Below are 24,964 nucleotides of genomic sequence, written 5' to 3' on the forward strand. Positions count from 1 at the left end.
AGATGCCGCGCGCTCCCCGCCGCCGGCGCGGTGTACGAGAACAAGGAGACGCCGGTGGCGTTGATCTGCGCCGCCGGCCATCACTGCGCGCCCCGCCCCGCCAATCTTCGACTGGGCCGCCGGCCCTGCCGGACGTGCGCCGGCAGCGACCCCGAGGCAGCCGAGGCAGCCTTCTGGGCAGCCGTCGACAGCAGAGGCGCCCGGCCGGCCGCTAACGCGAGGTACGAAGGCAGTAGGACGCCGGTGTCGCTGATCTGCGCGGCCGGGCACGCCTGCAATCCCCGGCCAAACAGCCTCCAGCAAGGACAGGGTCTCTGCCACGAATGCCTCGTCGCATTCGACCGGGTCTACCTCCTACACCATCCAGGAACGGGTGCAGTGAAGGTCGGCGTCGCCAGTGGAAACACAAGGGTTCGCCAGCTGTGCGATCAAGGTTACGTGCTGGTCGCCAACTGGTTGGGTCTCGCGCATTCCGTCGCCGTATCGACCGAACGGATGGTGCTCACGAGCTGGCGGGACGTTGGGATCCTGCCGGTGCAAAAGGCACCGAGATCTGGTCGAACCGAGACTGCGCCGGCCGCACATCTGTGGCCGACCTACCGCAAACTCCGCGAGCTGCTGGGCGCCCCGGACCTCGTTTAACCGCCTTCGACTGGCCTGCGGAAGCGCCGTGGGGACGTCGATTGGGCCGACAGCCCCCACCCACGGTGTGCGCACCAGACCTTCTGAGGCCGCGGCTCGCTGAACGCTACATCGCGCCGTGCGCAGGTCCACCGTGGCGAGGTTCCCTAGAGCCCCAGCGCCAAGCCGACGGCGATTCCCGCTTTGATCGCGCGCCAGGGACGGGCGAGGTCATGCTGAGACACTCCTACTCATGGTGCTCTTCGGCTCTCGCGACCCCGGCGACGAGCCGGTGCTCTTCCACTACACGGGAGCCGAGAAGCTAGCGCTCATCCTGACCTCACAGCGGCTCTGGCTAAGTCCCTACTCGGCGATGCGCGACCCCCGCGAGAACGCCACGTGGCGGCCCGGCCTCAGCCTCGGAGACGGCCTCGACCCCAACAGCTTCGACGCGCAGGCACTCTGGGAGGACCTCGACGCGGCTGTACGGCAGCGCGCCAAGCTCGTGTGCTTCACGATGGACCGACCGGAACACGACTACTCCTTCTCCGGCACCAGCCGCGGGTGGGCTCGTGCGCGCATGTGGGAGCAGTACGCCGAACGCCACCGTGGTGCGGTCTTGGTCTTCGACCACGAGAGGCTCGACAAGACCATGACCACCCAGATCAACGGCCGCGTGCACAAGGGGCCCGTCCGCTACCTAGACGGGCAATGGACGATGGACGCCTTTCGCGGCCTTAGGGTCGAGGAGCTCCTCCAGCGAGGCTGCATCGCCGTCGCCGATGAGATCATCGCGCAGCACGGTGACGACCTGTACTTCGAGAAGGACATCGACTGGGCGTCAGAGTTCGAGTACCGCTACGTCACCGTCAGCGACGCCGACCACGAGGAAGTCGAGGCGCTACCTGCCCTGAGGGCCATCGTCCTCGGCATGGACTACCCCGATCACGAGCACGCCGTCCTGAGATACCGGCTGTCCAACTGCGGCCTCCCCGATGACTTCCCAGTAGCCCGATGCCGGTGGAGTAACGGCCATCCCATACTCGTGCCCGCCTTTTGAGCCGTGACCCAAGGCGGGGCAAACACCAGCTGCCGCCGAGCGACCAGCTTCAGGAGGCGGGCGCCGGCCGGGCGCCGATCTGGAACGGGGGCGTCGGCGTGGGGACGCCTGGCAGGAACCGGCGGTACGCCGTGTTCCGCTGAGCGGTTGACGCCAGCACCGACCCGTCATCGCTACGGCTGAGTCTCACCGACAGGAGCAGGTCTTCGACTGCACCGAACTCAAGTCGTCGACCACCGAGGGTCAGTGCCAACGGCATGGTCACGGCCAGCTGGTAGGTGGCGTCAGGGTCAATCTCGAAGGCAGGGTTCAGGGGAAAGCTCATGGCCGCCCAGGTTCCGACAACCGTGCGGCCCGCAATCAGCGAGGCGGTGCTCAAGATAGCTTGGAAGTCCTCGGCGGTCAGTGTCGCCAGGTCAGGGACCGCGATGGGGGCCGAGGTCCGCTCCTGCAGGAGCGCGAGCGCCTCGACGAGGCGCAGCTCGAAAGGTGACAGCAAATCCCACTCGGCGCCGAGCTGGTCGAAGTCGAAATACGGTCCGTACTGAGGGGCCATCTGCAGCACGTTCGGGTGCCGCAGGGCCGCCACGAAGCGCAGGGCGGGCAGCACCTCAGCGGCGTTTCGACCGCTGAGCGGTGCCACCGAGAAGCTGATCGTGCTGGTCTTCCCGGTGACGTCCAGGAGTCCTTCGGTCGTCACGACTCCCGCGGCATCGGTGCCCCGGCTCCAGACCCCGGTCTGGTCGGCGCCCGTCGTCGAGACCATGGTGAAAGCCAGCTCCGGCCCTTCTATCCCGCCCGGCAGCTGCACACGCATGCGCAGGGTGAACTGGCTATCGTCACCGGGCGGCAGGATGGAGATGGTGCCGTGCGTCAGGGGGCCGCCAAGGCCGCCGGGCAAGTCCGCGTCGATCGAGGCGGGCACGGTCACCGGCTTGCCGTACTTGCGCCAGGCCTCAAAGGCCTCGTGCTCCGGCGTCCCCTCGGAGAACTCGAAGTCCACCTTGATCGGAATCGGTCGCAGGTTGACCGCCTCGGCGAAGCGCTCGTAGATGCGGTAGGTGATGCACGATCCGTCGGTCTGGATGTCCTGCGTGGCGGCCAGCAGGCCCGGTTCGTTCAGCAGCTGTGGCGGCGCGGGGTCGAGGCTGAGGCCGTAGCGGAAGTGCGGGTCGCCGTCCAGGGCCTGCTGCAGTCGGCCCAGGTGCTCACGGATGTCGGCCGGCGCCAGAACGGCGGTCGTGTCGACGTCGTCTGCGGCGGGCAACGCCAGGTCGCGCCGGAGGAGCTGGGCAACGTCCGCAACAGCGTTGCGGAGCCGCTCCTGGCCGCCGTGCAGGTAGTAGTCCGTCACGAACCAGTAGTCACTGGTCAGTGCCTCGCAGAAGACGAGGCCCTTCCAGTCGATGATCCGGCCGGGCGCCTCGCGCCACTCCCGGATCCGACGCTGCTCATCGTCCGTCAGCTTGAGCTGCCGGTCGGCGACCATGGCGGCAATGACGGCGTCCGGCAGGGCGTCGAACCAGTCGCGGTTGTCCAGCGTCGGATCGAGCGGCATCACGAGGTACCAGTCGCCGACGGGGACGCCGCGCCGGACCATGCCGAGCATGAGACGGCGGAACGACTCTTCGACCTGCGACTTCTGACTCGCCGAGAGGTTCGTCGCGAACTTCTTGATCTGGTAGACGTCAACGGCCTCGGTGCCGGCCGCTGCCGGCACCAGGACGTCGATCCCGTAGTCACCCTGGGACGGGCGGATGCGGACGGCACGCGGGAACTTGTTGTAGAGCAGGACGGCGACGACGGTCTCGACTTCGTCGCCTCCGAGAGCCGCCCACTCAACCCGTGCCATTCCTGCAAGGTTAACGGGGCGCCGGGGCGCCGGGGCGTCCCCGGATATGGCACCAGGAAATGCAGAGCCCTGCCCGAGCGCCCGCAGCGCGTCGTCTGCCCGAGGGCGCTGCTGAGCGTCGATCCAACGTCGTCGCGAGTGGAACGATCGGGTGAGGGAACATGGAACAACGAGGAAGGGCATGCCGCTGTACCCGACGAGCGACACGTCGAACTTGACGCCAGAACAGCATGCGCTCCTGGACGACACCTTCTTCGAGTCGAATCCTGCTTCCTACTGGCGCGCCCGCATCGACGATCTGCTCCGCGAACCAACGCCAATCGACTACCGCGAGGCGCTCGCTGCGCAAGTGACCAGCTACGGCCTTGACGAGCGCTTGCTATCCACGACGAAACCGACAGAAGCCGAACGCGAACTGCAGAGGGCACTCGACGCCTTCACCCTCCGCCATCACCTCGCCGAGTCGCTCGTGCGGATGGTCCACGCCGTCCTCGCCCACTGGAAGATGCCGGGGTCCCGCAGCATCTGGCCGTCGCTCGCCAGTAATCGGGACACTGGCCATGATCTTGTGCAGGCGCTCCGCGCCTTCGAGGATCAGGGCGAGGTTCCAGCGAATCTCTTCATGCCTGCGACAAACGTACGAGCTCTGCCCTCAGATCCACCTGCCGACGTAGAGGCCGGGGTCCGGATGCACTGGCAGTGGGTGCGGCGCGCCATGCACCTACTTGTCAGTGAGGGGCTCGACGCCAACGTCGGAAACAACAAGCTCAAGCATGGCCTTGCCGTACGACCGCACAACGAATTGCGAGTCAGCTTTGTAGCAGGGTCCCCGCCACCGGACGGTAACGTTCGACTGTCAACCGTCGAGAGCGCGTCCAGCATCATCGACGCAACGGCGATTGAGTTCCTCGAACGTCTCCCATCGCGCCACGAGCACGCTGGGTCTTGGGAAGTTACGGTCCTCAACCTCCGGCCTGCGCCCCTTATCGCCGAATCCCTCATGCTCTCCACTGTGTGGGCGTCAGTGTTCGCGTCCGCGGCAGCCGACCGCTTCGTGGGGCCAGACGAGGCCAAGCCTAAGCATCCCGGGCTGGTGCTCGGACCCCCGCCGGACGCCATCGTTCGGGAGATCGTTGGCTACCGACAGGCCCTTACGATCTCGGACAAGAGTCAAACTTCGCGCGGCCTGGCTGTTGAGACCTCTAAGGGCATCGTCGGGCTCACCCAGACCGGCCCGGGGACCAACGGAACCATCGTCGCCGACTGACGCCCAGCTCACTCCACATAGAAGTCGCTTAGGTCGTCCGCTTCCCGCTGCAGCCCTGCACCGTTGACGACGGCCGCGGGCCCTAGCCTCACCTGCATGCGCGCTGTACAGATCACCCGCTTCGGCGGCCCCGAAGTCATGGACGTCGTCGACCTGCCCGACCCCACTCCGGGACCCGGTCAGCAGCTCTACGAGGTGAGCTCCGCAGGAGTAACTTTGCAGACACCCACCAGGCGTAAGCCACTCCAGTCACCGCCGCACGAGTCCACGACGAAGCAAGCGGCTGCCGGCGTGCCTCGGTCTGATCGGCGAGCATCGGCAAAGGGATGGCGCAGTCGCTGAAGGAGCGGCTCCAACTTGACGCCTACGCCTAAGGGTCACGCGCTCCGCCAGCCTGTCCGGTCCTGAATGATTCGGAGGTGCGCGGACTGTTGGACTGACTCGACGGGTCGTGGCGTCGGGAGCGCGGCCAGTGCGTCCGACAGCAACAGCAACGCGAAACTACGTAAGGGATCAAGGTAATTCGCCGCCACTTCTTTCAGCACATCAAGCGACTTACCTCTCCCCGAGTCGGCTAAGTCTTGCAGCACAATTCTCCGAAGTGCTTCCGGTTCATCAAGGGAAGCAGCGATCCCGATTAAACGATGCTCGCCTTCCAGTAGGGGAACCAGAGACTCGAGGCACGCTTCACGAGTAATGGCGGGCCGCTCCGGATTGCTGACAATCCGAGCAAGGGCCTCTCTCAATTCTTGTTCTATTGGCATCAAAGCTGTCGCCGCAACGGCAGCTGCTTGCAGCAACTGGGGATCTTGACTGGGTGCCGCGATCATCGCACCCAAGACGCCGGTCAATGAGCTTTTCGAGTTTCCCACTGGGCATCGGTGCAGGCCAAGCAGTGCTGCTTCTCGAACCTCCAGATGTTCTTCAATGTCCGTGATTATCCCGATGAGGAACTTGACATTGCCACCGTCCTTTACGTGCCCGACAGCTTCAACTGCTAGACGGCGCAAGGTTGCGAAGTCTTTGAAGGCAGTGAACCGGTCGATTAAATGCCTTGCGGCGTACGGCTCTGCCTGCCTACGAAGCGACTGAAGGGCCCGCGCGCGGACGCCGAACGGCTGATCCGGAGCAGAAGCGATGTTCAGCAAGGCGGTTCGCGATCGGGCGTCCCTTAAGCTGCCGAGGGCATCAACTGCCTGCGTACGATTATCTTCCGACTCCCGCAGTTGAGCGAGCGCCAGCTCGACCGGATCGACTCTTGCGGAGGGGATTGCAGCGAGCGAAGGCTTGCCCACCACTAATTCGTAGATGGGCCACTGACCGAGCTTGTCCGAACGCAAGCGCCCGATATAGGTAGATCCATGCCTCGATGAGGATGGTCGCTGCGTCTTCCAGATCTGAGCGAATTCTTCGGTCATCCAGATCGAGCCCGGGTTGACCTCTCGCTCGATGGCACTCAATACGTTAAACGCTGGCCCGTCGGGAGGTAAGCCTCTGAATACTTCGCCGACATGGAGGGCGATTCGCGGCTGCATCACTGGAAGTTCTTCCTCGATGAACCGTGCCGTGTTGTAGTGACGCAATAGCGCGACAGCACACTCGGCCGCCGTGTCCGTACTGACGAAGCACATGCGTATCTCGTCCCCCCGCGCGGGGGCTGATGGCCAGTGCGCATTTGACCGCGAGAGCGCCATTGCCATGGCGTCGCCATGGAGAGCGACTAGCCGTCTTATTGCGCTAGCATCGCCACTGTTCCAGACGCTACTTGAGCCGGCCAAGTCCGACTGCATCGCGGCGGCTAATTCTTCGGGTGGCAACTGTGCTGCGCCCATGGGACCACCCAGTCACTCGACCGCGTCAAGCGGGAGCGTACTAGCTGCGGTGGCTCTCGCGGCAGATGCGCGCGCATCGATCGACATGGGCGCCCTGACAGTCCACCGCCTGAGGCGCATCATCTCGCGTCGATCGTCAGCACGAGCTGCGGAAGCCCGCTATTGCCGGAAACAGCCGGCTCCCTCACAGGCCGAGCGACAGTTCTCGGGCGTTACTACCGGATCAGGGCGGCGAGGGCGACCAGTACGGTTCCCACGGCCGCGCACAGCAGCGACACCTCAACTAATAGGTGCTTGCGCCAAGCGATCTTGCTCATGTTGACCAACTGGCGCGCCAACACGGGTAGCACGGGCTTCTCCGACAGGGCCTCCCCTAGCTCCGCCGGTGACCAAGACTTCAGGTGCCCGAAGAAGATGTAGTTGTCGTGCCACTCCTGAGCGACGTCCCTCCGGCGTACCCGCGGTTTGACGACCATGGCGACCGCAACGACGCCCAGGACAATGCTCGCCACGCCGAACCAGAAGAGGATCAGGGCCGCACCGTCCAGACCGAAGAGCCGCCGGCCCGAGCTACTAAGGGCGATGATCGTCACCAACAGGGCGGACTCGATGGTCAGGACGAACGAGGCCTTGGTGTCCACTTTCCCGGTCCAGTCCGCCAGTGCCCCATGAACGCGCCAGGCCGTATCGACCGGATCTTGATCCGTCACTACCTCTCCATCCTCAGCCGTAGTCCCAGTACCAGCTGGATCCGCGCACCGATATAGTCCGCCCCCCGACGGTGACGGTCTCCCGGTGAGGCCACCTGGACTTCGCCTCCTCCGGCTTGAGCGCGGAGCCCTTGAACGAAACTTCCCGACTCATGGGCACGTACGCCTCCTCGGTTGCATGCAGCGCATGGCCGTCTCGGATGTCACTTAGCTTCGCTGCCACGTTGGGCGCCTGCCCGATGGAGACGATGTCGGCGTTGTCGCGAATGCCAGCTCGAATGATGAGCGCCGGCCCTGTGTCGATGCCGACGCCGTGCCTCATTTTCCAGCCAGCCTCCTTCACGCTCGGCAGCTCGCCAGGTATCCAGCCGCGCATCGCCACCACATAGGCGTTGATCGCCAGAGCGGTTCGGCCGGCTCGAGTCTCCTTGTCGTCACCGACGAAGATGCCCATCACCCGGTCGCCGTCGAAGCTGCGGATATGCCCGTCTTTGTGCCGAATGAGCTTGACCGCCGTGTTCACATAGGCGCGGATGACCCGTGCAGCGTCATGAGGGTCCACCTTCTGCGCCAAACCGCTGCTGTCTGCGAGGTCGGCGTAAAGATACGTTGCTTCCAGCTCCACTGCCTGGCCGCTGGTTATCGTCTCATCGGTCGGAACTGTACGCCCCGTCCTAACATCGAACTCTTGACCCACCTGGTCGACGATCGTCCCCAGGATGTCCTCGTGAATGCCCATTTAGGGTGCACTCCTCGTCAGTCCGCCGTGCCGCCTGCCACCGTCTTACGGCGACGGAGACCGCCACAGCACCCACCTTGGCCAGATGGCGCCTACGTTGGCGTCAGAAGCTCCACCAGTAGCCCGACTTGTAGTAGCTGTAGGTGCCGCTGCCCATTTGGAGGTCGATGGGGCCCACCCACATATTCCTGCCCTCGCTGAGCTTGCCGCTGTCTGTAAGGGCCTTATACGTCCCCGACCCGATGAAGGTTGCCCGCGGCCAGTCGCGGATGTCACTCAGCTTGGCAGCCAGGTTCGGCGCCACTCCGATGGAGATCATGTCGTCATTGCCGCGAACACCGGCCCGAGCCATAAGGGTCTCCCCGGTGGCGATTCCGCAGGCGTGCTGTAGCTCCCAGCCGCTCTTGGCTAGGGACCCGAAGCGTGTCTTTGCCGCGGGTTGGATGAGCTGCCGAACTGCGTAATTGATCCTCATAGCCGCCTTCACAGCGCGGTCCTCCTTGACCGGCCCGCTGAAGATGCCCATGACTCGGTCACCATCAAAACTGCGCACATGCCCGTCCAGGGAGCGAATGACCCGAACGGACACGTTGAGGAACACCCGCATGATCTTGGCGACTGTGTCCTGCGGCGACGTGGTCTGCAGGCCGGACGAGTTGGCCATGTCTGCGTAGAGGTAAGTGCACGGCACCACGACACCTTCGGAGTAGCCCATCTTGTCCGGGTCAGGCACCGCGTCCACGGCGCTGGCGCGCTGCACCGTCGTCCAGTTGGCACTGAAAGTATCGGCGACCGCCTTGTCGACGTCGTCTTTCAGGCTCACATGGTCTCCATGGTTTCGCGGGGGGCCCGAACGTAACCGGCACCACCGACACTTCTTCATCACCCGAGCCTCCTACCGCTGCCGAGGGTCCCGTCCCACTGCCACTCCCGCCCCCGCGACTAGGAAGAAGACCAAGGGTCGAGTCATGCGAGCTGTGCAGACCACCCGTTTCGGCGGCCCCGAGGTCATGGACGTCGTCGACCTGCCTGAACCCAGCCCGGGCGCGGGCCAGCAGCTATATGAGGTGAGCTCCGCAGGGGTCAACTTTGCAGACACCCACCACGCCTGAGCTGAGTCCCTGATCCGCCTGCGACTCGCCTACCAGTTCGGCAGAAGGGCGTGCGCGGCCCCGCCCCATGCCTCCGGGGCCTCGTCAGGCCCGGCAGCGGGTGGGGCACCCGCGTCGTAGAACCACTGAGCCAATGGATCGGGACCGACAGCGCCGATCCCGAGGCACCACCCGCTAACGGTTCGGCGCCAGGCCCACCATGCCTGTCCGTCGGAACTGACGTGCATCTCGATGCCGTGTTTCGCGGGCAAGCCCTTCCTCAGGAAGGACGACTCGACGATCGCGAGCCGGTTCACGTCGTAGTGTCCAGTGTTCCTGAACACGCCCATTTGGCAGATCGCAAGCCAGCGCAACGACTCTCGCGTCGGGCCGAACTCTCTTTGGTCCAGCCGACGCCCCCGTTCATCGACCTCGTCAGAACCAGCCGAGGCAGCCTCTTGCTCGGACTGGCGCGCCGCAATCTTGGCCCCCATCCGGGGCTGTGCCCACTCCACGAGCGCTTGCAGGAGCACAAACGCTTTCACAGAGTTGATGCGGGTGTCGTAGCCGAGTTCTCGCCCATGCAGGGCTCCGTGTCGGCTCATCCCACCCGTGCTGTCGGTGTAGTCCATGCCTGCTGAGTAGAGGTCGCGGACCACTTGCAAGGACTCGTCCATCGTCGCGATCGTCGCGCTGTCAATCACGTCGGCCTTCTTGCCGTCGCGGCGCGAGAAGAACAACTTCCCGTCCGCCACGTCTACGACAAAGCCTTCGATCTGAGCCAGCAGGATGGGGATGGACGCCTCGTAGGCACCGGCCTGGTGGTGGTCGAACGCCTTGGATAGCAAGCGCGAACGGCGCCTGAACGGATCGTGCAACTGTTTGTCAGGAAGACCTAGGACGCTGATCTGCTTGATGGGCCGCCGGAGTCGATGCTCGGAATCCCACGCGGCCAACAGGATCTGCTCGGCAGCTTCCGGGCCGTCGGTCGCGAACACCCGGAGTGCCTCGGTGTAGTCCGGTATCGACATCGCCCCTGACGGCGCCCAGCCCAGCGGGGCGAAGACGCGGATCGCTTCGGCGGCGACCTCTTGGATCGAGTCGATCTGAGCGTTCGCCTTGACCACACTGTCGATGTCGAAGCCCTGCGCCCTCAGAACCCCGGCAAGCACGGGGTCGCCGACGATTGCGTTCACGGCCGCTGCCGTGACGCGCGTGGACCCATTGGGATCGAGAGCTTCGGCCACGCGCTCCTTGAGGGGCTTGCCAGGCGCGGGTCTTACCTGAGGCGGCTGTGCCCTCTTACGATTACCTCGCCTGCTCCCGCCCATTCCTTTCCTCTCCGACGTTGACTAGCATTCTCGACAGGAAGCCATGAGCTCAGCGAGGGCCGGTATAGACGCCCTGCCAGAGGGTGCTGTCGCCCGTGCTTGGCCAGTGGTTCGTCAGGGCCAGATTGGCGATCCCTGGATACCGGCGCTCAGCCTCTTCCCTCGCCCAGGTACTAGCCGGGTCTGAATCACCCGGGTATCGGCTCGCGTCGAATCGTTCGTCGTCCGCCAGTTCCGTCTCGACGCCATTCACCCTTAGGCAGGCGCGACGCCCGCGTTCGTGATGTCTAACTCCCCACAGGATGACGTCGCCGCACACCGATTCGACGTAGTGTGCCACCGCATCGTCCCCGGTTACCGACTGCACGTCGGAACGAGGAAGCAGGTCCGCAACGACCTCGGCAGCGAGCTCTCCCCGATCCACCACAGCCACCGGGACCGCTAGCAACGAACTGGACAGGAAGTGGCGTGCCACCAGGTCGCTCGGCGGAAACGAGTAACCGATGATCGTTAGGGATTCGGCCGAACTCAAGGCCTCGAAAGCCTTCTGCCATTGAGCTCGGAGCGACCGATTGCCGTAGGAGACGCCCTTCGTTCCTGTCGGAGGAACGATGAGCGGCAGGAGGTCCTCATGGACCGCCGCCCGCCGCCCACGGTCCACGGCCTCGGTTGAGTCTGCCGGCGATCCGAGCCACCGGACGGAGTCGCGCGCAAGCACCACTCGTTCAGTAGTCGGGGCATCCGGCCCGCCGTAGAACCAGTTGATCGATCCGTGGAGCTTGAACAGGCGGTAGGTCGAGCTGACAGGACGAGAGGCAGACAAGAAGGAGCTGTCCCCAGGTGCCTGGCGTTCCGTCAGAGAAATCCCGTACAAGTCTCCCCACGTGCTCGTCAAGGCCAATTGCGTCGTGAGGCGTTCGAGAAGCAAGTCGTAGTTGTAAGTCGCGATGTCGGGACTAGCGGCGCACCAGTGCCAGGCGAGGCGCTCGAGCCACGGGGGTGGAGCGGATAGGACAGCCGCCTCTTCGCACTGCGTGATGCATGCGTGGACAGCCTCGCTGGCGTCGCGGAATTGCGCGCGATTGCGCAGGTTCTGCTGATCCGTCAGCCATGGCTGATCCGTCGATAAGAAGGACAACCACTCCTCGAGGTTGCCTGCAAACGCCGTGAGCGTCTCGGCAGGCAGGTTCAGCTCGCGGAGGACTTGGTCACTCAGTCCGGCGAGTAGCGGCATGGACGGACTGATGGCCCTCGAGAAGCCCGCCCCTAGAAGTACGAAGTCTCGGCTCAAGTCCTACGCCCTTAGGTGCCGCGGCGACGAGGAACGGGAAACACCACTCTGGCGAAGAGCCAGTTCATGTGTTGCACGAGGCCCGAGGCCAGACGAGTCGATCGTGTCAGTCGGTTCACTCATCGCTGCTCGGTCGAAGGATCAAACCGATGACCCGCCGTGTCGGCGTCGTACGTCGTCGAACCACGCGTCTTCAAGCTCATGACTGCGCTGCACGTACAGAGTCACCTGCGCTGCAGCCCGGTTTCCCTTAACGAGAGCCCTGCATGCCGCGGTCGCGCCGAGCTCGTTGATGTGACGGATGGCAGGGAATAGGTCAGCGCTCATCTTGGGGGTGAGCTGGCCGATGCGTTGGCTGTCGAGACGGACCTCTACGACGTCACGAGTCGACCGCGCCAGCTGTTGCGTCATTTCGTGCAAGGTCGCGTAGGCCCATTGCTCGCCTGCGGGTCCGCAGTAGGGCGCGAGGATCTCGGCGTGGGCCTCTTCCCCGGTCACCTGGATCGCGCCTCCGACCGGCACGAACTCGTGAGCGCCAGTGGGCGGCGTATTCCCAGGGACGAGCAGATGCGCTTCACCGAGATCCACCCGCACGCCAGCTCCGAAGCGGGTCGACTGCACGTAGTTGCCGCGACGGTCGACCTCGTAGTCGTCGAAGTCTCTGGCCCAAATCCGTGCCTGAACTTGGGCGACGAAGCCCTGATCGGCCAAGCGCTGAAGCACGCGGCTGTATGCGGGGGCGTCCTCCCGCGGAAGATATCCAACCGCCTGACCGGCGATCTGTACGGCAACGGCATGTCGATCATGCGGGTTATCCGGCTCGGCGACAAGCAATGCGTGGTGCAGATGTTCAGCGCCATCTGGCTGATGCGCCGTGCCGATGACCCTCTTGATGTGGTCGAGGTAGTTGCTTTCGCCGACAACATCTCGGCCAGCCCAGCCGCGCTGACCCCAGAGGTCGAAGACGACCTTTCCGGTCGCCGCCGAGCCCCTTCCTCTGCCGGCCCTTCGCGAGGCCGTCCGGAAGGTCACCTCACGGGCAGCCGCCCCTTCGGCGTTCGGGTTCACGCCGTCAGCGCGACCCGCTGCAGGACGACTCACCGTTGATGGGACCGGCGGCAGCGGCCGGGGATGATCAGCGACCGTTGTCTGCACACGCGCCACGGGAGGCGCTTGAGCGGGCGGACCACCGAAGATCCGCTTCAGCAGCCCACGGGGAGGTCTGTCCTCTACCCAAAGCTCCCACCCAAGTGGAAGCGGACCCCAACTGGGCTCGGGCTGCCATCCCTCGGGTGGAACCCACCCCTCTGGCGGCTGAGGCCAGTTCGGTGGCGGATTGAAGCGAGTCCCCACAGAAACCCCCGTCGGTCAGGCCAGCCTCAGGACCCTATGGTCCCCGCCCACCCGCTGGTTGATGGTTCGCTGGACAAACGGAACTTGCCAGTCGGCTCAGTCACGGGTCAACCGCGACGCGTGCTAGGTACTGGCACGTCCTAGCCTCACACCATGCGCGCCGTGCAGATCACCCGCTTCGGCGGCCCCGAAGTCATGGACATCGTCGACCTCCCTGACCCCGTCCCAGGGCCCGGTCAGCAGCTCTACAAGGTGAGCGCGGCCGGAGTTAACTTTGCCGACACGCACCAGACCGAGGACAGCTACCTCGCCCCCCAGCAGCTGCCGCTGATCCCGGGCGCGGAGTTCGTCGGCACCCCGGCCGGCGGCGGGGACCGCGTCGTCGGGCTGCTCGACGGCGGCGGGTACGCCCAGCGGGTCGCCGCGAACACCCGGCTCACCTGGCCGGTGCCCGAGGGCGTGAGCGACGAGCAGGCCCTCGCGCTGGTGCTGCAGGGCACGACCGCGTGGCACCTGCTGAAGACCTCGTCGCACATGGCCCAGGGCGAGAGCGTCGTGGTCATCGCCGGGGCCGGCGGGGTCGGCTCGCTCGCCGTCCAGCTGGCGAAGCACTGGGGCGCCGGTCGGGTCATCGCCACCGCGTCGAGTGCGGAGAAGCGCGCCCTGGCCGAGGAGCTCGGCGCCCACGCCACCGTCGACCCGGCACTGGCCGAGGACGACCCGAAGACCTTCACCGCCGCGCTGCGCGAGGCCAACGGCGGCAAGCGGGTGGACATCGTGCTGGAGATGACCGGGGGGAACGTCTTCGACGGCTCGCTGTCCGCGCTCGCGCCGTTCGGCCGGCTCGTGGCCTACGGCATGGCCGGCCGGGCCGCGCCCGCGCAGGTCGTCGTCCCGGCGCTGATGGGCACCAGCCGCGCGGTCATCGGCTTCTGGCTGGCGCACTGCATGACCCGCCCGCAGATGATGGACGACGCCATGACCGACCTGCTCCAGCTCACCGCGTCCGGCGTGCTGAAGCCGGTGGTCGGTGGCCGGTACCCGCTGACCGCCGTCCGGGAGGCGCACCAGGACCTGCTCGCCCGCCGCACCACCGGCAAGCTCGTCCTCGACCCCGCCCGCTGACCAGGACCGACACGAGCTCCCCGCCATGATGGCCATCATGGCGGGGAGGGTGATGCGGGGTCGGATCGTCGGACGCGCGTGCCAGACTCCCGGCCATGGCGACAGTGACCTTCCGTGACGAGACAGCGACGGGTCGGTCGCTGCGCAGCTTCGACCTGCCGGACGTCCCGGACGACATCACCGTCCGCGAGCTCATCCGGCTGCGCGTCCGCGACGAGGTGGCCCGGCACAACGCCGCGCCGGCCGAGCGGTTCGCCGGTCTCGTGCAGCCCCAGGGTGCCGAGGTGGAGCTGAACGGCTACCGGCTCGCCCAGCCCCGGCGCCTGGACTGGGAGCGACAGGCGGACATCGCGTGCGCCGCGTTCCTGCGCAACGGCTTCTTCGTGCTCGTCGGCGACCGCCAGGTCGAGGACCTCGACGAGGTCGTCGACCTGACGACGGCCTCCGACGTCGCGTTCGTCAAGCTCGTCCCGCTCGTCGGGGGCTGACCGGTGAGCCTGCTCGGCCGGGTCCGGGTGCGCCTCACCGCGGCGATCGCCACACCGTCGTCGCTCGCCGGTCGCCTCGCGGAGTCCGACCGGCGGCTCGGCCCGCACGAGGCGGCGATGCGTGCCCGGACCGGCTGGTCGGAAGGCGTCACGCTCGTCGACACCCCGCTCGGGCGCGCGCTGGACGGCGCCGACGACGACGAGCAGCTGCGCAGCGCCGCCCTGTGGGCACACCGCGCGATCTGCTCGGCCGAGCACGTCCACGAACGATGGCCGGCGCTCGAGCTGCTCACGTCGCTCAGCCGGCGGCGGCTGGCGTGGCGGCCCGAGGAGGTGGGGTGGGCCGCTCGCGTCGCCGGCTCGGCCGCCACCGTCGACGTCTTCGACCTGGCCGTGCTCTACCGGTTGCCGGTCAGCGCGGCCGAGCGGCTGTCCCGGGCCGACCGCCACCGGCTGGCCGACGTGTTGACCGTCCTGCGCAGCCATGCGGCCGACGAGCGGCGGCCCCTGCCCGGTGGAGAGCGCCGGCGCCTGCTCCGGCGGCTGGACGCCCTGCTCACCTCACCCGGGGAGGACACCCCCGTGCGGTCGGTGCCCCCGTCGCTGCTGCACGACGGCGACGCCTTCGGCCCAGCGGTCCGGGCGGAGTTCGGCACACGGCTCTCGGCCTCGGGCGTGCCCGCGCTCCTCCTGCACGCCGCGACCGCGAGCAGCTCGAAGCCGTCGGCACGCTGGTCGCAGACCGGTCGCGCACTGCTGGACGACGTCGACGAGGGGGCCGACCTCCTGCGCGCCGTCCTCCAGCGTGCGCTCGCGCACCGCGAGACGCCGGTCCGGCGGCGCGGATGGGACGGCGAGGACCTCGTGTGGGTGCACTCGTCGACCGCCGGCCTGCTCCGCGGGCTGGTGCTGCTGGCCGGTGAGGTGGACGAGGCATGGGTGACGCCGCTGCTCGGCGACCTCGCCGCCCACGCCGGCGGCGGTCACCGGGGCATCGCCTCCGAACCGCGCGACATCGTCGTCGCCAACGCGGCCGTCGCGGCGCTGGCCCGCCGGCCGGACGCCGTCCCGCACCTCGCTCGGCTGCAGGCCCGGCTCACGCACCGCGGGGTGCTCAAGGGCGTGGCCGCCGGCCTGGAGGCGACTGCCGGCCACGCCGGCACGACGCCGGGCGAGCTGCTCGAGTCCGCCGTCCCGACGCACGGCCTGGATGCTGACGGCCAGTGCACCACGCAGCTCGGCGAGCACACTGCCCGCCTGGCGGTCGAACCGCCCGGCACCGTGTCGCTCACCTTCTCCACCGCCGCCGGACGACGACTCGCCTCGGTGCCGACAGCGGTCAGGGAGCAGCACGCCGCCGCGCTGGCCGGGCTGCGCGGCACGGCCGCGGACCTCAGGAAGACGGTCACCACCGAGCGCCGCCGCATCGAGGGGCTGCTCGCCGTAGACCGGAGCTGGGCGACCGCGGACTGGGTGCGGCTCTACCGCGACCACCCACTCACCGGCCGGCTCGTGCGGGGCCTGCTGTGGCAGACCGGGGTCGGGGACAACTGGCGCACCGGCCGGCTGCTCGACGACGGAGCCCTCACCGACCGCGACGGGACGGCGGTCGACGGCGAGCGGGTGCGGCTCTGGCACCCCGCCGTCGTGCCGCCGGAGGAGGTGCGGGCCTGGCGCACCCACCTGCTCGACGCCGACCTGCGCCAGCCGTTCAAGCAGGCGTTCCGCGAGATCTACCTGCTCACCCCGGCCGAGGTGGCGACCCGCGACCACTCCAACCGCTTCGCCGCCCACGTGCTGCGCGCACCGCAGGCCCAGGCGCTGATGCGCACCCGGGGGTGGATCGGGTCGGCATTGGGCTACTGGGACGGCGGGGCCGACGGCCGGGCCACCAGGGACCTGGGCGACTGGCGCGCCGAGTTCTTCTACGACCTGATCGAGCGCGAGGAGGACCAGTTCGGCACTCCGGGCCTCGCCGGCTCCGACCAGGTCCGCTTCCACCGCCGGCAGGGGCGTGACTGGGAGCTCCGGCCCCTGGAGGAGGTGCCGCCCCTGGTCTTCACCGAGGCCATGCGCGACGTCGACCTGTTCGTCGGGGTCACCTCCATCGCCGCCGACCCGACCTGGGTGACGCGCGGTGAGCGCACCCACGTGGACTACTGGCAGCAGACGAGCTTCGGCGAGCTCGGTGAGTCGGCGAAGGCCCGGCACGAAGCGCTGACCCGGCTGGTCCCCCGGCTGCACATCGCCGACCGCTGCACGCTGACCGACCGGTTCCTCGAGGTCCGCGGCTCACTGCGCACCTACCGGATCCACCTCGGGTCGGGCAACATCCTGATGAGCCCGAACGACGAGTACCTGTGCATCGTCCCGGCGCGCGGCAGGAAGGACCCGGCCGTCCACCTGCCCTTCGAGGAGGGTGGCGGCGTCCTCTCGGTGATCCTGTCCAAGGCGTTCCTGCTCGCCGACGACGCCGCGATCACCGACCGCACCATCACCTCCCAGATCCGCCGCCCCTGCCCCTGGGCGGCACACCAGGATCGACACGAACTCCCCGCCAAGATGGCCATCTTGGCGGGGAGGGAGGGCTCTCAGAGCAGGCGGTTGGTCCAGAGCAGGGACAGGGTGACGCCGAGGAAGGCGAACAGCACCCCACCGCGGACGAACCACGGGCTGATGTCCTGCGGCTCGGTGGTGTAGCCGATCTGGCTGCCCAGATCGGCGTACACCCGCTCCAGTTCCGCGGCGCTGGCCGCCTCGCTGTAGCTGCCGCCGGTCTCGTCGGCGATCTCCTCCAGCGTCGCCCGGTCGACCGGCACCGGCACGTTCTCGCCCTGGATGTCCAGGGTGCCGTAGTCGGTGCCGAACGCGATGGTCGACACCGGCACCCCGGCGCCGATCGCGGCGTCGATCGCCTGGGTGGCCTCCCGGCCGACGGTGTTGTAGCCGTCGGACAGCAGCACGATCCGGGCTGGTGGCAGGTCCTCGGCGGGCTGGTCCAGGCTGGCCTGGAAGTTCTGGATCGAGGTCAGCGAGGCGAAGATCGCGTCCCCGATCGCGGTCGACTCGGCCAGTTCCAGGTTGTCCAGCGCGGCGGTCACCTGCGGGCGGTCGGTGGTCGGGGTCACCAGCGCGCTCGCGGTGCCGGCGAAGGCCACCAGCCCGAGGTTGATCCGCTCGGGCAGCACCGTGACGAACTCCTTGGCCGCCACCTGCATCGCCTGGAAGCGGCTGGGCTCGATGTCCTCGGCCTGCATCGACAGCGACACGTCCACGGCCATCACCACCGTGGCCCGCTCGCGCGGCACCCGCACCTCCGTGCTCGGCTGGGCCAGCGACAGCACCAGCGCGCCCAGCGCCAGCGCCACCAACCCGAAGGACACGTGCCGCCGCCACCCCGGCCGCCTGGGCACCAGCGAGGCCAGCATCGACACGTTGGTGAACCGCGCCGCGTACGCCTTCCGGCGCAGCTGCAGCAGCACGTACAGGCCCACCAGGGCGAGCACGGCCAGCAGCCCGAGCAGCCACACCGGTGACTCGAAGCTCATCGTGCCGCCCCTCCCGTCCCGGCGCGCTTGCGGTCGGACACGTACCGGACGACGTCCATCAACCAGTCCCGATCGGTGCGCAGTTGCAGGTGGCCGGCACCGCAGCGACGCAGCGTCGCCGCGATCTGCCGGCGCTGGGCGGCGGCGCCGGCGGCGAACCGCCGCCGGAACTCGGCGTTGCCAGTGGGGACCTCCAGGGTCTGACCGCTCTCCGGGTCCACCACGGTGAGCATCCCGACGTCGGGCAGCTCCAGCTCGCGCGGGTCGACCACCTCGATGGCCAGCAGCTCGTGCCGGGCCGACAACCCGCGCAACGGGCGCTCCCAGTCGCTGTCGCCCAGGAAGTCCGAGACCACCACCACCAGCCCACGACGGCGGGGCGGGCGGCGCAGCGTCTCGATCGCCTCGGCCAGGTCACCGCGCCGGCCACCGGCCGCCCTCGGCGTGGCGACGACCTGGCGCAGCAGCCGGTCGGCGGCCATCCGCCCCGGTGCGGCCGGGTAACGGTCCACCCGCTCACCGGTGGTGACCACGGCACCCAGCCGGTTGCCGGCCCGCACCGTGAGGTGGCTGACCGCGGCCAGCCCGGCGATCGCCAGGTCCCGCTTCTCGCAGTCGGCGGTGCCGAAGTCCAGGCTGGCCGAGAGGTCGACCACCGCCCAGGTCTCCAGCTCGCGGTCGGCGATCGTGGTGCGCACGTGCGGGGTGCGGGTGCGGGCGGTGACGTGCCAGTCCATCCGCCGCACGTCGTCCCCGGGGGTGTACTGCCGGGAGTCGCCGGACTCCGAGCCCGACCCGGGCACCAGGCCCAGGTGGTCGCCCTGCAGCAGCCCGTCCAGCCGGCGGCGCACGGTCAGCTCCAGCCGGCGCAGCGCGACGGCGGGCGAGCCGGTGCCGAAGTGCGGCGGGGCACCCGAACCGCGACCGGTGCCCGGCCGGCCGTCCTCGGCGTCGCGGTCACGCGGTTCCCAGATCGCCGGTTCGCGGACCGGCCCCTCGCCGGGGACGCCGGACGTCACGCGCCCTGCGGCCCGCGGCCGTAGGGCGAGGCCCCGTTGGCCTGGCCCGGCTGCTGCCCCTGCCCCGGCAACTGCTGCCCGTTCTGGGCCTGCTGAGCATTCTGGGCCTGCTGAGCGTTCTGGGCCTGCTGAGCGTTCTGGGCCTGCTGAGCGTTCTGCGGAGGCTGACCGTTCGGCTGCTGACCCGTGGCCGGGCCACCCATCGGCATCGGCTGGCCCTGCATCGGCTGACCCATCGGCTGGCCGGGGCCGGACGGCTGGTAGCCACCGGGGCCCTGCTGCGGGTAGCCGCCCGGGGCCGGGTAGCTGGGCACCATCGGGCCGCCGGGACCGGCCGGGCCGTAGCCGCCGGCGCGCTGGCGCGGGGTGACCTGCGGCAGCGGCACGCTCTCCACGATCCGGCGGACGACGTGGTCGGCGGGCACGCCGTCGGCCAGCGCGTCGTAGGAGAGCACCAGCCGGTGCCGCAGCACGTCGGCGGTGATGTCCAGGACGTCCTGCGGCAGCACGTAGTCCCGGCCGCGGATCAGGGCCAGCGCCCGGCTGGCCGCGATCAGCCCCAGCGAGGCGCGCGGGCTGGCACCGTAGGTCACCCACCCGGCGACGTCGTCCAGGCCGTGCTCGCGCGGGGCGCGGGTGGCCACGACCAGCCGCACCACGTAGTCGACCAGCGCGTGGTGCACGAACACCTCCGACGCGGTGCGCTGCAGCCGGCGCAGGTCGCCCTCGGCGAGCACCGTCTCCGGCCGCGGCGGGGTGGCACCCATCCGGTAGATGATCTCCCGCTCCTCCTCCGGGTTCGGGTAGTCCACCAGCACCTTCATCAGGAAGCGGTCGCGCTGGGCCTCCGGGAGCGGGTAGACGCCCTCGCTCTCGATCGGGTTCTGCGTGGCCAGCACCAGGAAGGGGTCGGGCAGCTTGTGCGTCACGCCACCGATGGACACCTGCCGCTCGGCCATGACCTCCAGCAGCGCCGACTGCACCTTGGCCGGGGCCCGGTTCACCTCGTCGGTGAGCACGAAGTTGGCGAACACCGGACCGAGCTCGGTCTCGAAGGCGTCCTGGCCGGCCTTGTACACGCGGGTGCCGATGATGTCCGACGGCACCAGGTCCGGGGTGAACTGCAGGCGCGCGAACTTGCCGCCCACCACGGTCGCCAGCGTCTCGACCGCGAGGGTCTTCGCCACGCCGGGCACGCCCTCGAGCAGCACGTGGCCGCGGGCGAGCAGGCCGACGAGCATCCGCTCCACCAGCCGGTCCTGCCCGACGATCACCCGCTTGATCTCGAAGAGCACCCGCTCCAGCTGCGCGGCGTCCACCGACGGCGGGGTGTGCTGGTCGGGGCGGCTGCTGGCGGTGCTGGTCACGGAACTCCCTGGTCGGCAGCGGGCGCGGACCGCCTGCAGCGGCCCAGCGGGGACGGCGTCCCCTCGGCCCCTCGACCAGTGTCCTACACCCAGCCGACCCGTCCACCCACGCCGCGGCGGGTGCGCTCCGGACCACCCGGTGCGGACCCGCCGGTGCCGTGCCCGCGACACCCTCCGACAGGGGGAGTCCACAGCTCAGCCGGCCCCTGACAGGGCCACCGGCTGCTAGCCTGGGAGCCGCGTCGGGCAGCTCCCCCCGTGGCTGCCCGACGCCCCACACCCCGCCGCGTCCGGCCCCGCTGCAGGGGCCCGGTGCGAGCCTGCGAGTGCCGGGGAGCAGCGGGGTCCTTCGTCAGGCGCTGGGGCGCACCGCGCCCGCGTAGCCGCCCCACCACATCGTGGACACCTTCACCACGTCGTTGCTCTGCGGGGCGTGCAGCACCTTGTTGCCGCCCAGGTAGATGCCCACGTGGTAGATCGTGCTGGGGTCCCCGGGGCTGGTGGCCCAGAAGACCAGGTCGCCGGCCTGCAGGTCGGAGCGGCCGACCTTGGGCAGCGCCGCGTACTGGGCGCGGCTGTTGCGCGGGATGCTGATCCCGGCGCGTGCGTAGGCGTACTGGGTCAGGCCGGAGCAGTCGAAGCCGACCACGCCCTCGTCCGGGGCGATGCCCGGGCCGGGGCCCTTCGTGCCGCCACCGCCCCAGGCGTAGGTGGTGCCCAGGTAGCGCATGCCGGCGGAGATCGCGGTCTCGGCCGCACCCGCCGAGCCGCTGCCGGCTGGCGTCGTGTCGACGGTGGAGGACGTCGCCGTCGAGCTTTTCGACGAGCTGGAGGACGACGAGCCGGACGACGACGAGCCGCCACCGGAGGAGCTGCTGGAGCTGGGCCGGGAGGCGGTCGGCGAGCTGGCGCTGGCGGCGCGGCGCGCGGCGGCCTCGGCGGCGGCCCGGGCGGCCTCCTGGTCGCGGGCCTGCTGGCGGGCGAGCGCGGCCTGGGCAGCGGCGTACTCTTCGTTGGCCTTGCGGGCGCCCTCCAGGCCCAGCAGGGTCTGCTGCGCCTGCTGCAGCTGCTCGTTCAGCGCGACCTGCTGGTCCGCCAGCGCGGCGGCCTGGCTGCGCGCGGAGGTCTCGCTGGCCTGGGCGGCGGACAGCGCGGTGGCCGCCTCCTGCTTGAGGCCGTCGGCGACGGTGAGCGCGTCCCGGGCGGCGAGGTCGGCGGCGGTGGCCTGCTGCTGCAGCACCCGCGTGGTGTCCACGACGTCGGAGGAGTTGGCGCCGGAGGCCTCCAGCAGCGCAGCGCGCTCGATCATCTGGGCCGGGCCGTCGGCGCTGAGCAGCGCGGCGGCGCCCTGGAACGTGCTGCCCTCGATGTAGCTGGTGCGGGCGAAGTCGGCCAGGTCCTGGCGCGAGGCGTCCAGGTCGGCGGTGGCCTGCACCGCGGCAGCGGCGGCGGTGTCGGCGGCCAGCTGGGCGGCGTCGTACTCGGCGGCCTTGGCCTGGTACTCGTCCAGGGCCAGCGCCGAGGCGGCGCGGGCGGCGTCCACCTGGCTCTGGGCGGCGGCCAGCTGGGCGGAGATGGCGCCGACCTCGGCGGCGGCGGCGTCCTTCTCGGCCTGCGCGGCGGAGATGTCGGAGTCGCTGGGGTTGGGCGGCGGGGCGGCCCATGCCGTCGCCGGCCCGAGCCCGAAGGCTAGGGCCCCGGCGACGGCGACGCCGAGGACGCGGCCGGCGGTGCGCCGTCCCCGCTCGATGCCGTACGTCCCCGGGGGGAGCTGCTGACTGCGTCCGAAGTTCACTGACCCGACCTCTTCCGGGGCCTGCGGCACCACGTGCGGCGCCGCGGCCACCTCGACCACGGGACGCCACCCGGACAGGTGACGTCCCTGACCGCATCGGACCTGGTCAGAGACGCCTTGAGGTGACCGCGCCGCACCTCCCCCTTCCGGGGGACAACCCCGTCCGGGGTGTGCGGGGCGTCACCGGACCCGCGTCAGCGACACCCACGCGGGTCAGGTGGACGGCCACGAGCGGGTGCAGCCTCGCGTGAGCCCGCCTGGTCGGCCCCGCTGGAGCGGGCTGGGCCCGGCTCACCACCCAGGGCTGTGCCCGTCGCGCACCAGGTCGTGCAGGACGACCAGATCGGCGCGGTCGGACTCCCGTGGCGCGTACCCGGCGTGCCACTCGATCTGCTGCGCCACGGAGAGACAACGGACCGGCCGGCCATCGATGCAGCCGGTCACGAAGGAGGTGGCCGGGTAGCGGTACTGCTCGCCGCAGAGGCCGGTCTGGACACCATCGCCCGCCGCGTCGAAGCGCAGCGGGTGGACGTCGACCCGGCGGCCTCGCGGGGCGACGAGCTCGACCCGGGTGGGCCGCTGATCGGTCTCGACCGCGTAGCCCAGTTCCTCCAACACCGACAGCGCGACCCGCTCCTGCGCGGCATCCACGTCGACGTCGACGTCGCGATGCAGGCGGGTCTGGCGCCCCGCCAGGGCGTCCACCCCCCAGCCTCCCTCCAGGGCGACCCAGCAGCCGCGCCGCTCCAGCGCCTCCAGCACGGCCAGCACCTCGGTGGCCGGCATCCCTGCATCGCCGGGGGTCACGGCGAGACCCTACGACGGCAGGGGCGCCCGGCGAGGACGTGTACCGAGCCGTCCACCGCGCCGGGTCGCGGCCCGGACGCCCCGCAGCAGTGACCGCCTCGCGTCAGTTGACCTGGCGCTCGCCGTCCGCCCAGAAGGCCTCGCGCAGCTTGAACTTCTGGATCTTGCCGGTGGCGGTGCGCGGGATGCCGTCCCGGAACTCCACCCGCTTGGGCGCCTTGTAGCCGGCCATCCGCGCCTTGCAGTGCGCGATCAGCTCCGCCTCGGTGGCCTGCTCACCCTCGGCCAGCACGACCAGGGCGGTGACCCTCTCGCCCCACTTCTCGTCCGGGGCACCGATCACGGCGACCTCGGCGACCGCGGGGTGGCTGAACAGCGCGTCCTCCACCTCGATCGAGGACACGTTCTCCCCGCCGGTGATGATCACGTCCTTCTTGCGGTCGGAGATGGTCAGGTACGCGGCATCGTCGATGGTGCCGCCGTCGCCGGTGTGGAACCAGCCGCCCTCCAGGGCCTCGGCCGAGGCGTCCGGGTTCTCCCAGTAGCCGGCCAGCACGGTGTTGCCGCGGGCCAGCACCTCACCGCTGTCGCTGGTGCGCAGCCGGGTGCCCAACGCCGGCACCCCGGCGCGGGACAGCGCCTTGGCGCGCTCCTCGGCGGACAGCCCGTCGTACTCGGCCCGCGGGCGGTTGATGGTGAGCAGCGGCGCGGTCTCGGTCAGGCCGTAGATCTGGTTGAACTCCCAGCCGAGCTCGGCCTCGATCCGGGCGACGGTGCGCGACGGCGGGGGCGCACCGGCCACCACCAGCCGCACCCGGTCCCGGCCGGGCACCTCGCCGTCCCAGGTCGCGGCCGCGTCCAGCACCGCGTTCCACACCGCCGGCGCGCCGGCCATCATCGTGACGCCGTGCTGCTCGACCCGGCGCAGGATCTCCGCGCCGTCGACCTTGCGCAGCGCCACCTGCCGCGCCCCGACGCCGGCCATCGTGTACGGCAGGCCCCAGCCGTTGCAGTGGAACATCGGCAGCGTGTGCAGGTACACGTCGCGGTCGCTGACCTGCATGTGCATGCCGAAGGTGACCGCGTTGACCCAGATGTTGCGGTGCGTCATCTGCACGCCCTTGGGCCGCGCCGTCGTCCCGCTGGTGTAGTTGATCGTGGCGGTGGCGTCCTCGTCCGGGTCGGCCCAGGGCCGCGGCTCGGTGTCGTAGCGCAGCAGGTCCTCGTACTCCGGGCCGATCACGAACCGGTGCCGGGCGGTGACCCCGGCCAGCGCGGGCTCCAGCTCGGGGTCGACCAGCAGCATGCTGGCACCGCTGTGCTCCACGATGTAGGAGACCTCCGCGGGCTGCAGCCGGAAGTTGACCGGCACCGCCACCCGGCCCGAGGACGGCACGGCCAGCAGCAGCTCCAGCAGCCGGGCGGAGTTGTGGCTGACCACGGCCACCCGCTCCCCCGGGCCGACGCCGAGCGCGTCCAACCCGGCCTGCAGCGCACGCCCGCGGCGGGCGACGTCGGCGTAGCTCAGCTCGCCCAGTGAGGCGGCCGGCTGCGCGGGCTCGTCGACGACGCCGGTGCGCGACCCGTAGACCAGCTCGGCCCGGTCGAGGAAGTCACAGGTCGTCAGGGGCACACGCATGGCCGCACTCCTCCAGGACAGGGCCGGCC

General features: G+C 69.3%; 21 protein-coding genes. 7 read left to right on the forward strand and 14 right to left on the reverse strand.

Annotation, left to right across the window (positions count from 1 at the left end; all coding sequences use genetic code 11):
• Both G1H19_RS22605 and G1H19_RS10245 read left to right on the forward strand, forming a co-directional pair.
• A partial coding sequence (locus G1H19_RS22605) for a hypothetical protein (protein ID WP_204282669.1) occupies positions 1-642 on the forward strand: 642 nt, incomplete at its 5' end.
• Positions 643-874: 232 nt separating this feature from the next.
• Positions 875-1,681, forward strand: a complete 807-nt coding sequence (locus tag G1H19_RS10245) for a DUF2971 domain-containing protein (RefSeq protein ID WP_152727589.1) — start codon at positions 875-877, stop codon at positions 1,679-1,681.
• A gap of 49 nt (positions 1,682-1,730) precedes the next feature.
• On the opposite strand, the gene G1H19_RS10250 is transcribed toward G1H19_RS10245, so the two are convergent.
• The gene (locus tag G1H19_RS10250; protein ID WP_152727588.1) at positions 1,731-3,533 is read right to left on the reverse strand and encodes a hypothetical protein; all 1,803 of its coding nucleotides are present in this window, start codon (positions 3,531-3,533) and stop codon (positions 1,731-1,733) included.
• Between the two features lie 181 nt (positions 3,534-3,714).
• On the opposite strand from G1H19_RS10250, the gene G1H19_RS10255 reads away from it, so the two are divergent.
• Entirely contained in the window at positions 3,715-4,800 is a 1,086-nt protein-coding gene (locus tag G1H19_RS10255; RefSeq protein WP_152727587.1) for a hypothetical protein, read from the forward strand.
• 377 nt (positions 4,801-5,177) lie between these two features.
• Here the strand turns inward: G1H19_RS10255 and G1H19_RS10260 are convergent, their stop codons facing one another.
• The 4 genes from G1H19_RS10260 to G1H19_RS10275 form a co-directional block, all read right to left on the reverse strand.
• Positions 5,178-6,431, reverse strand: a complete 1,254-nt coding sequence (locus G1H19_RS10260; RefSeq protein WP_152727585.1) for a HEAT repeat domain-containing protein — start codon at positions 6,429-6,431, stop codon at positions 5,178-5,180.
• A gap of 416 nt (positions 6,432-6,847) precedes the next feature.
• Positions 6,848-7,342: a Pycsar system effector family protein gene (locus G1H19_RS10265; protein ID WP_162392267.1), complete on the reverse strand. Its 495-nt coding sequence runs from the start codon at positions 7,340-7,342 to the stop codon at positions 6,848-6,850.
• Positions 7,343-7,355: 13 nt separating this feature from the next.
• Positions 7,356-8,081, reverse strand: coding sequence for an adenylate/guanylate cyclase domain-containing protein (locus G1H19_RS10270; protein ID WP_152727584.1), 726 nt, complete (start codon positions 8,079-8,081; stop codon positions 7,356-7,358).
• A gap of 103 nt (positions 8,082-8,184) precedes the next feature.
• Positions 8,185-8,904, reverse strand: coding sequence for an adenylate/guanylate cyclase domain-containing protein (locus G1H19_RS10275; RefSeq protein WP_152727583.1), 720 nt, complete (start codon positions 8,902-8,904; stop codon positions 8,185-8,187).
• A gap of 145 nt (positions 8,905-9,049) precedes the next feature.
• Between G1H19_RS10275 and G1H19_RS10280 the strand changes: the two genes are divergently transcribed.
• Complete coding sequence (locus G1H19_RS10280) at positions 9,050-9,193, forward strand: Zn-dependent oxidoreductase (RefSeq protein ID WP_152727582.1); 144 nt, start codon at positions 9,050-9,052, stop codon at positions 9,191-9,193.
• A 29-nt stretch (positions 9,194-9,222) separates the two neighbouring features.
• Here G1H19_RS10280 and G1H19_RS10285 read toward each other — a convergent pair whose 3' ends face one another.
• The 3 genes from G1H19_RS10285 to G1H19_RS10295 all read right to left on the reverse strand — a co-directional run bounded on the left by G1H19_RS10285 (position 9,223) and on the right by G1H19_RS10295 (position 12,862).
• Positions 9,223-10,419: a hypothetical protein gene (locus G1H19_RS10285; protein WP_152727581.1), complete on the reverse strand. Its 1,197-nt coding sequence runs from the start codon at positions 10,417-10,419 to the stop codon at positions 9,223-9,225.
• A 133-nt stretch (positions 10,420-10,552) separates the two neighbouring features.
• Entirely contained in the window at positions 10,553-11,737 is a 1,185-nt protein-coding gene (locus tag G1H19_RS10290; RefSeq protein ID WP_152727580.1) for an SIR2 family protein, read from the reverse strand.
• Between the two features lie 198 nt (positions 11,738-11,935).
• Positions 11,936-12,862 carry an HIRAN domain-containing protein gene (locus G1H19_RS10295; RefSeq protein ID WP_152727579.1) on the reverse strand — a complete coding sequence of 309 codons (927 nt, stop codon included), beginning with the start codon at positions 12,860-12,862 and terminating at the stop codon, positions 11,936-11,938.
• A 438-nt stretch (positions 12,863-13,300) separates the two neighbouring features.
• On the opposite strand from G1H19_RS10295, the gene G1H19_RS10300 reads away from it, so the two are divergent.
• The 3 genes from G1H19_RS10300 (at position 13,301) to G1H19_RS10310 (ending at position 17,460) form a co-directional block, all read left to right on the forward strand.
• Positions 13,301-14,272 carry a quinone oxidoreductase family protein gene (locus G1H19_RS10300; protein WP_152727578.1) on the forward strand — a complete coding sequence of 324 codons (972 nt, stop codon included), beginning with the start codon at positions 13,301-13,303 and terminating at the stop codon, positions 14,270-14,272.
• Positions 14,273-14,367: 95 nt separating this feature from the next.
• Positions 14,368-14,760, forward strand: coding sequence for a hypothetical protein (locus G1H19_RS10305; protein WP_152727577.1), 393 nt, complete (start codon positions 14,368-14,370; stop codon positions 14,758-14,760).
• 3 nt (positions 14,761-14,763) lie between these two features.
• Positions 14,764-17,460, forward strand: coding sequence for a DUF4132 domain-containing protein (locus tag G1H19_RS10310; protein WP_152727576.1), 2,697 nt, complete (start codon positions 14,764-14,766; stop codon positions 17,458-17,460).
• On the opposite strand, the gene G1H19_RS10315 is transcribed toward G1H19_RS10310, so the two are convergent.
• The 6 genes from G1H19_RS10315 to G1H19_RS10340 all read right to left on the reverse strand — a co-directional run bounded on the left by G1H19_RS10315 (position 17,352) and on the right by G1H19_RS10340 (position 24,935).
• Positions 17,352-18,308: a VWA domain-containing protein gene (locus tag G1H19_RS10315; protein ID WP_152727575.1), complete on the reverse strand. Its 957-nt coding sequence runs from the start codon at positions 18,306-18,308 to the stop codon at positions 17,352-17,354. The two genes, G1H19_RS10310 and G1H19_RS10315, sit on opposite strands and share 109 nt — an antisense overlap.
• Positions 18,305-19,327 carry a DUF58 domain-containing protein gene (locus G1H19_RS10320; RefSeq protein ID WP_202925744.1) on the reverse strand — a complete coding sequence of 341 codons (1,023 nt, stop codon included), beginning with the start codon at positions 19,325-19,327 and terminating at the stop codon, positions 18,305-18,307. Before G1H19_RS10320 ends, G1H19_RS10315 begins: the two co-directional genes overlap by 4 nt.
• Positions 19,324-20,694 (reverse strand): AAA family ATPase, encoded by a 1,371-nt coding sequence (locus tag G1H19_RS23930; protein WP_162392268.1) that lies wholly within the window; start codon positions 20,692-20,694, stop codon positions 19,324-19,326. Before G1H19_RS23930 ends, G1H19_RS10320 begins: the two co-directional genes overlap by 4 nt.
• 352 nt (positions 20,695-21,046) lie before the next feature.
• Positions 21,047-22,489, reverse strand: a complete 1,443-nt coding sequence (locus G1H19_RS24500; RefSeq protein ID WP_235927883.1) for a C40 family peptidase — start codon at positions 22,487-22,489, stop codon at positions 21,047-21,049.
• Between the two features lie 291 nt (positions 22,490-22,780).
• Positions 22,781-23,296: a nucleotidyltransferase domain-containing protein gene (locus G1H19_RS10335; protein ID WP_202925745.1), complete on the reverse strand. Its 516-nt coding sequence runs from the start codon at positions 23,294-23,296 to the stop codon at positions 22,781-22,783.
• Positions 23,297-23,399: 103 nt separating this feature from the next.
• A complete protein-coding gene (locus G1H19_RS10340; RefSeq protein WP_152727573.1) occupies positions 23,400-24,935 on the reverse strand; it encodes an AMP-binding protein in 1,536 nt (511 codons plus the stop codon).
• Positions 24,936-24,964: the final 29 nt, after the last annotated feature.

The organism is Goekera deserti (assembly GCF_010685995.1).
GTDB classification, from domain to species: Bacteria; Actinomycetota; Actinomycetes; order Mycobacteriales; family Geodermatophilaceae; genus Goekera; species Goekera deserti.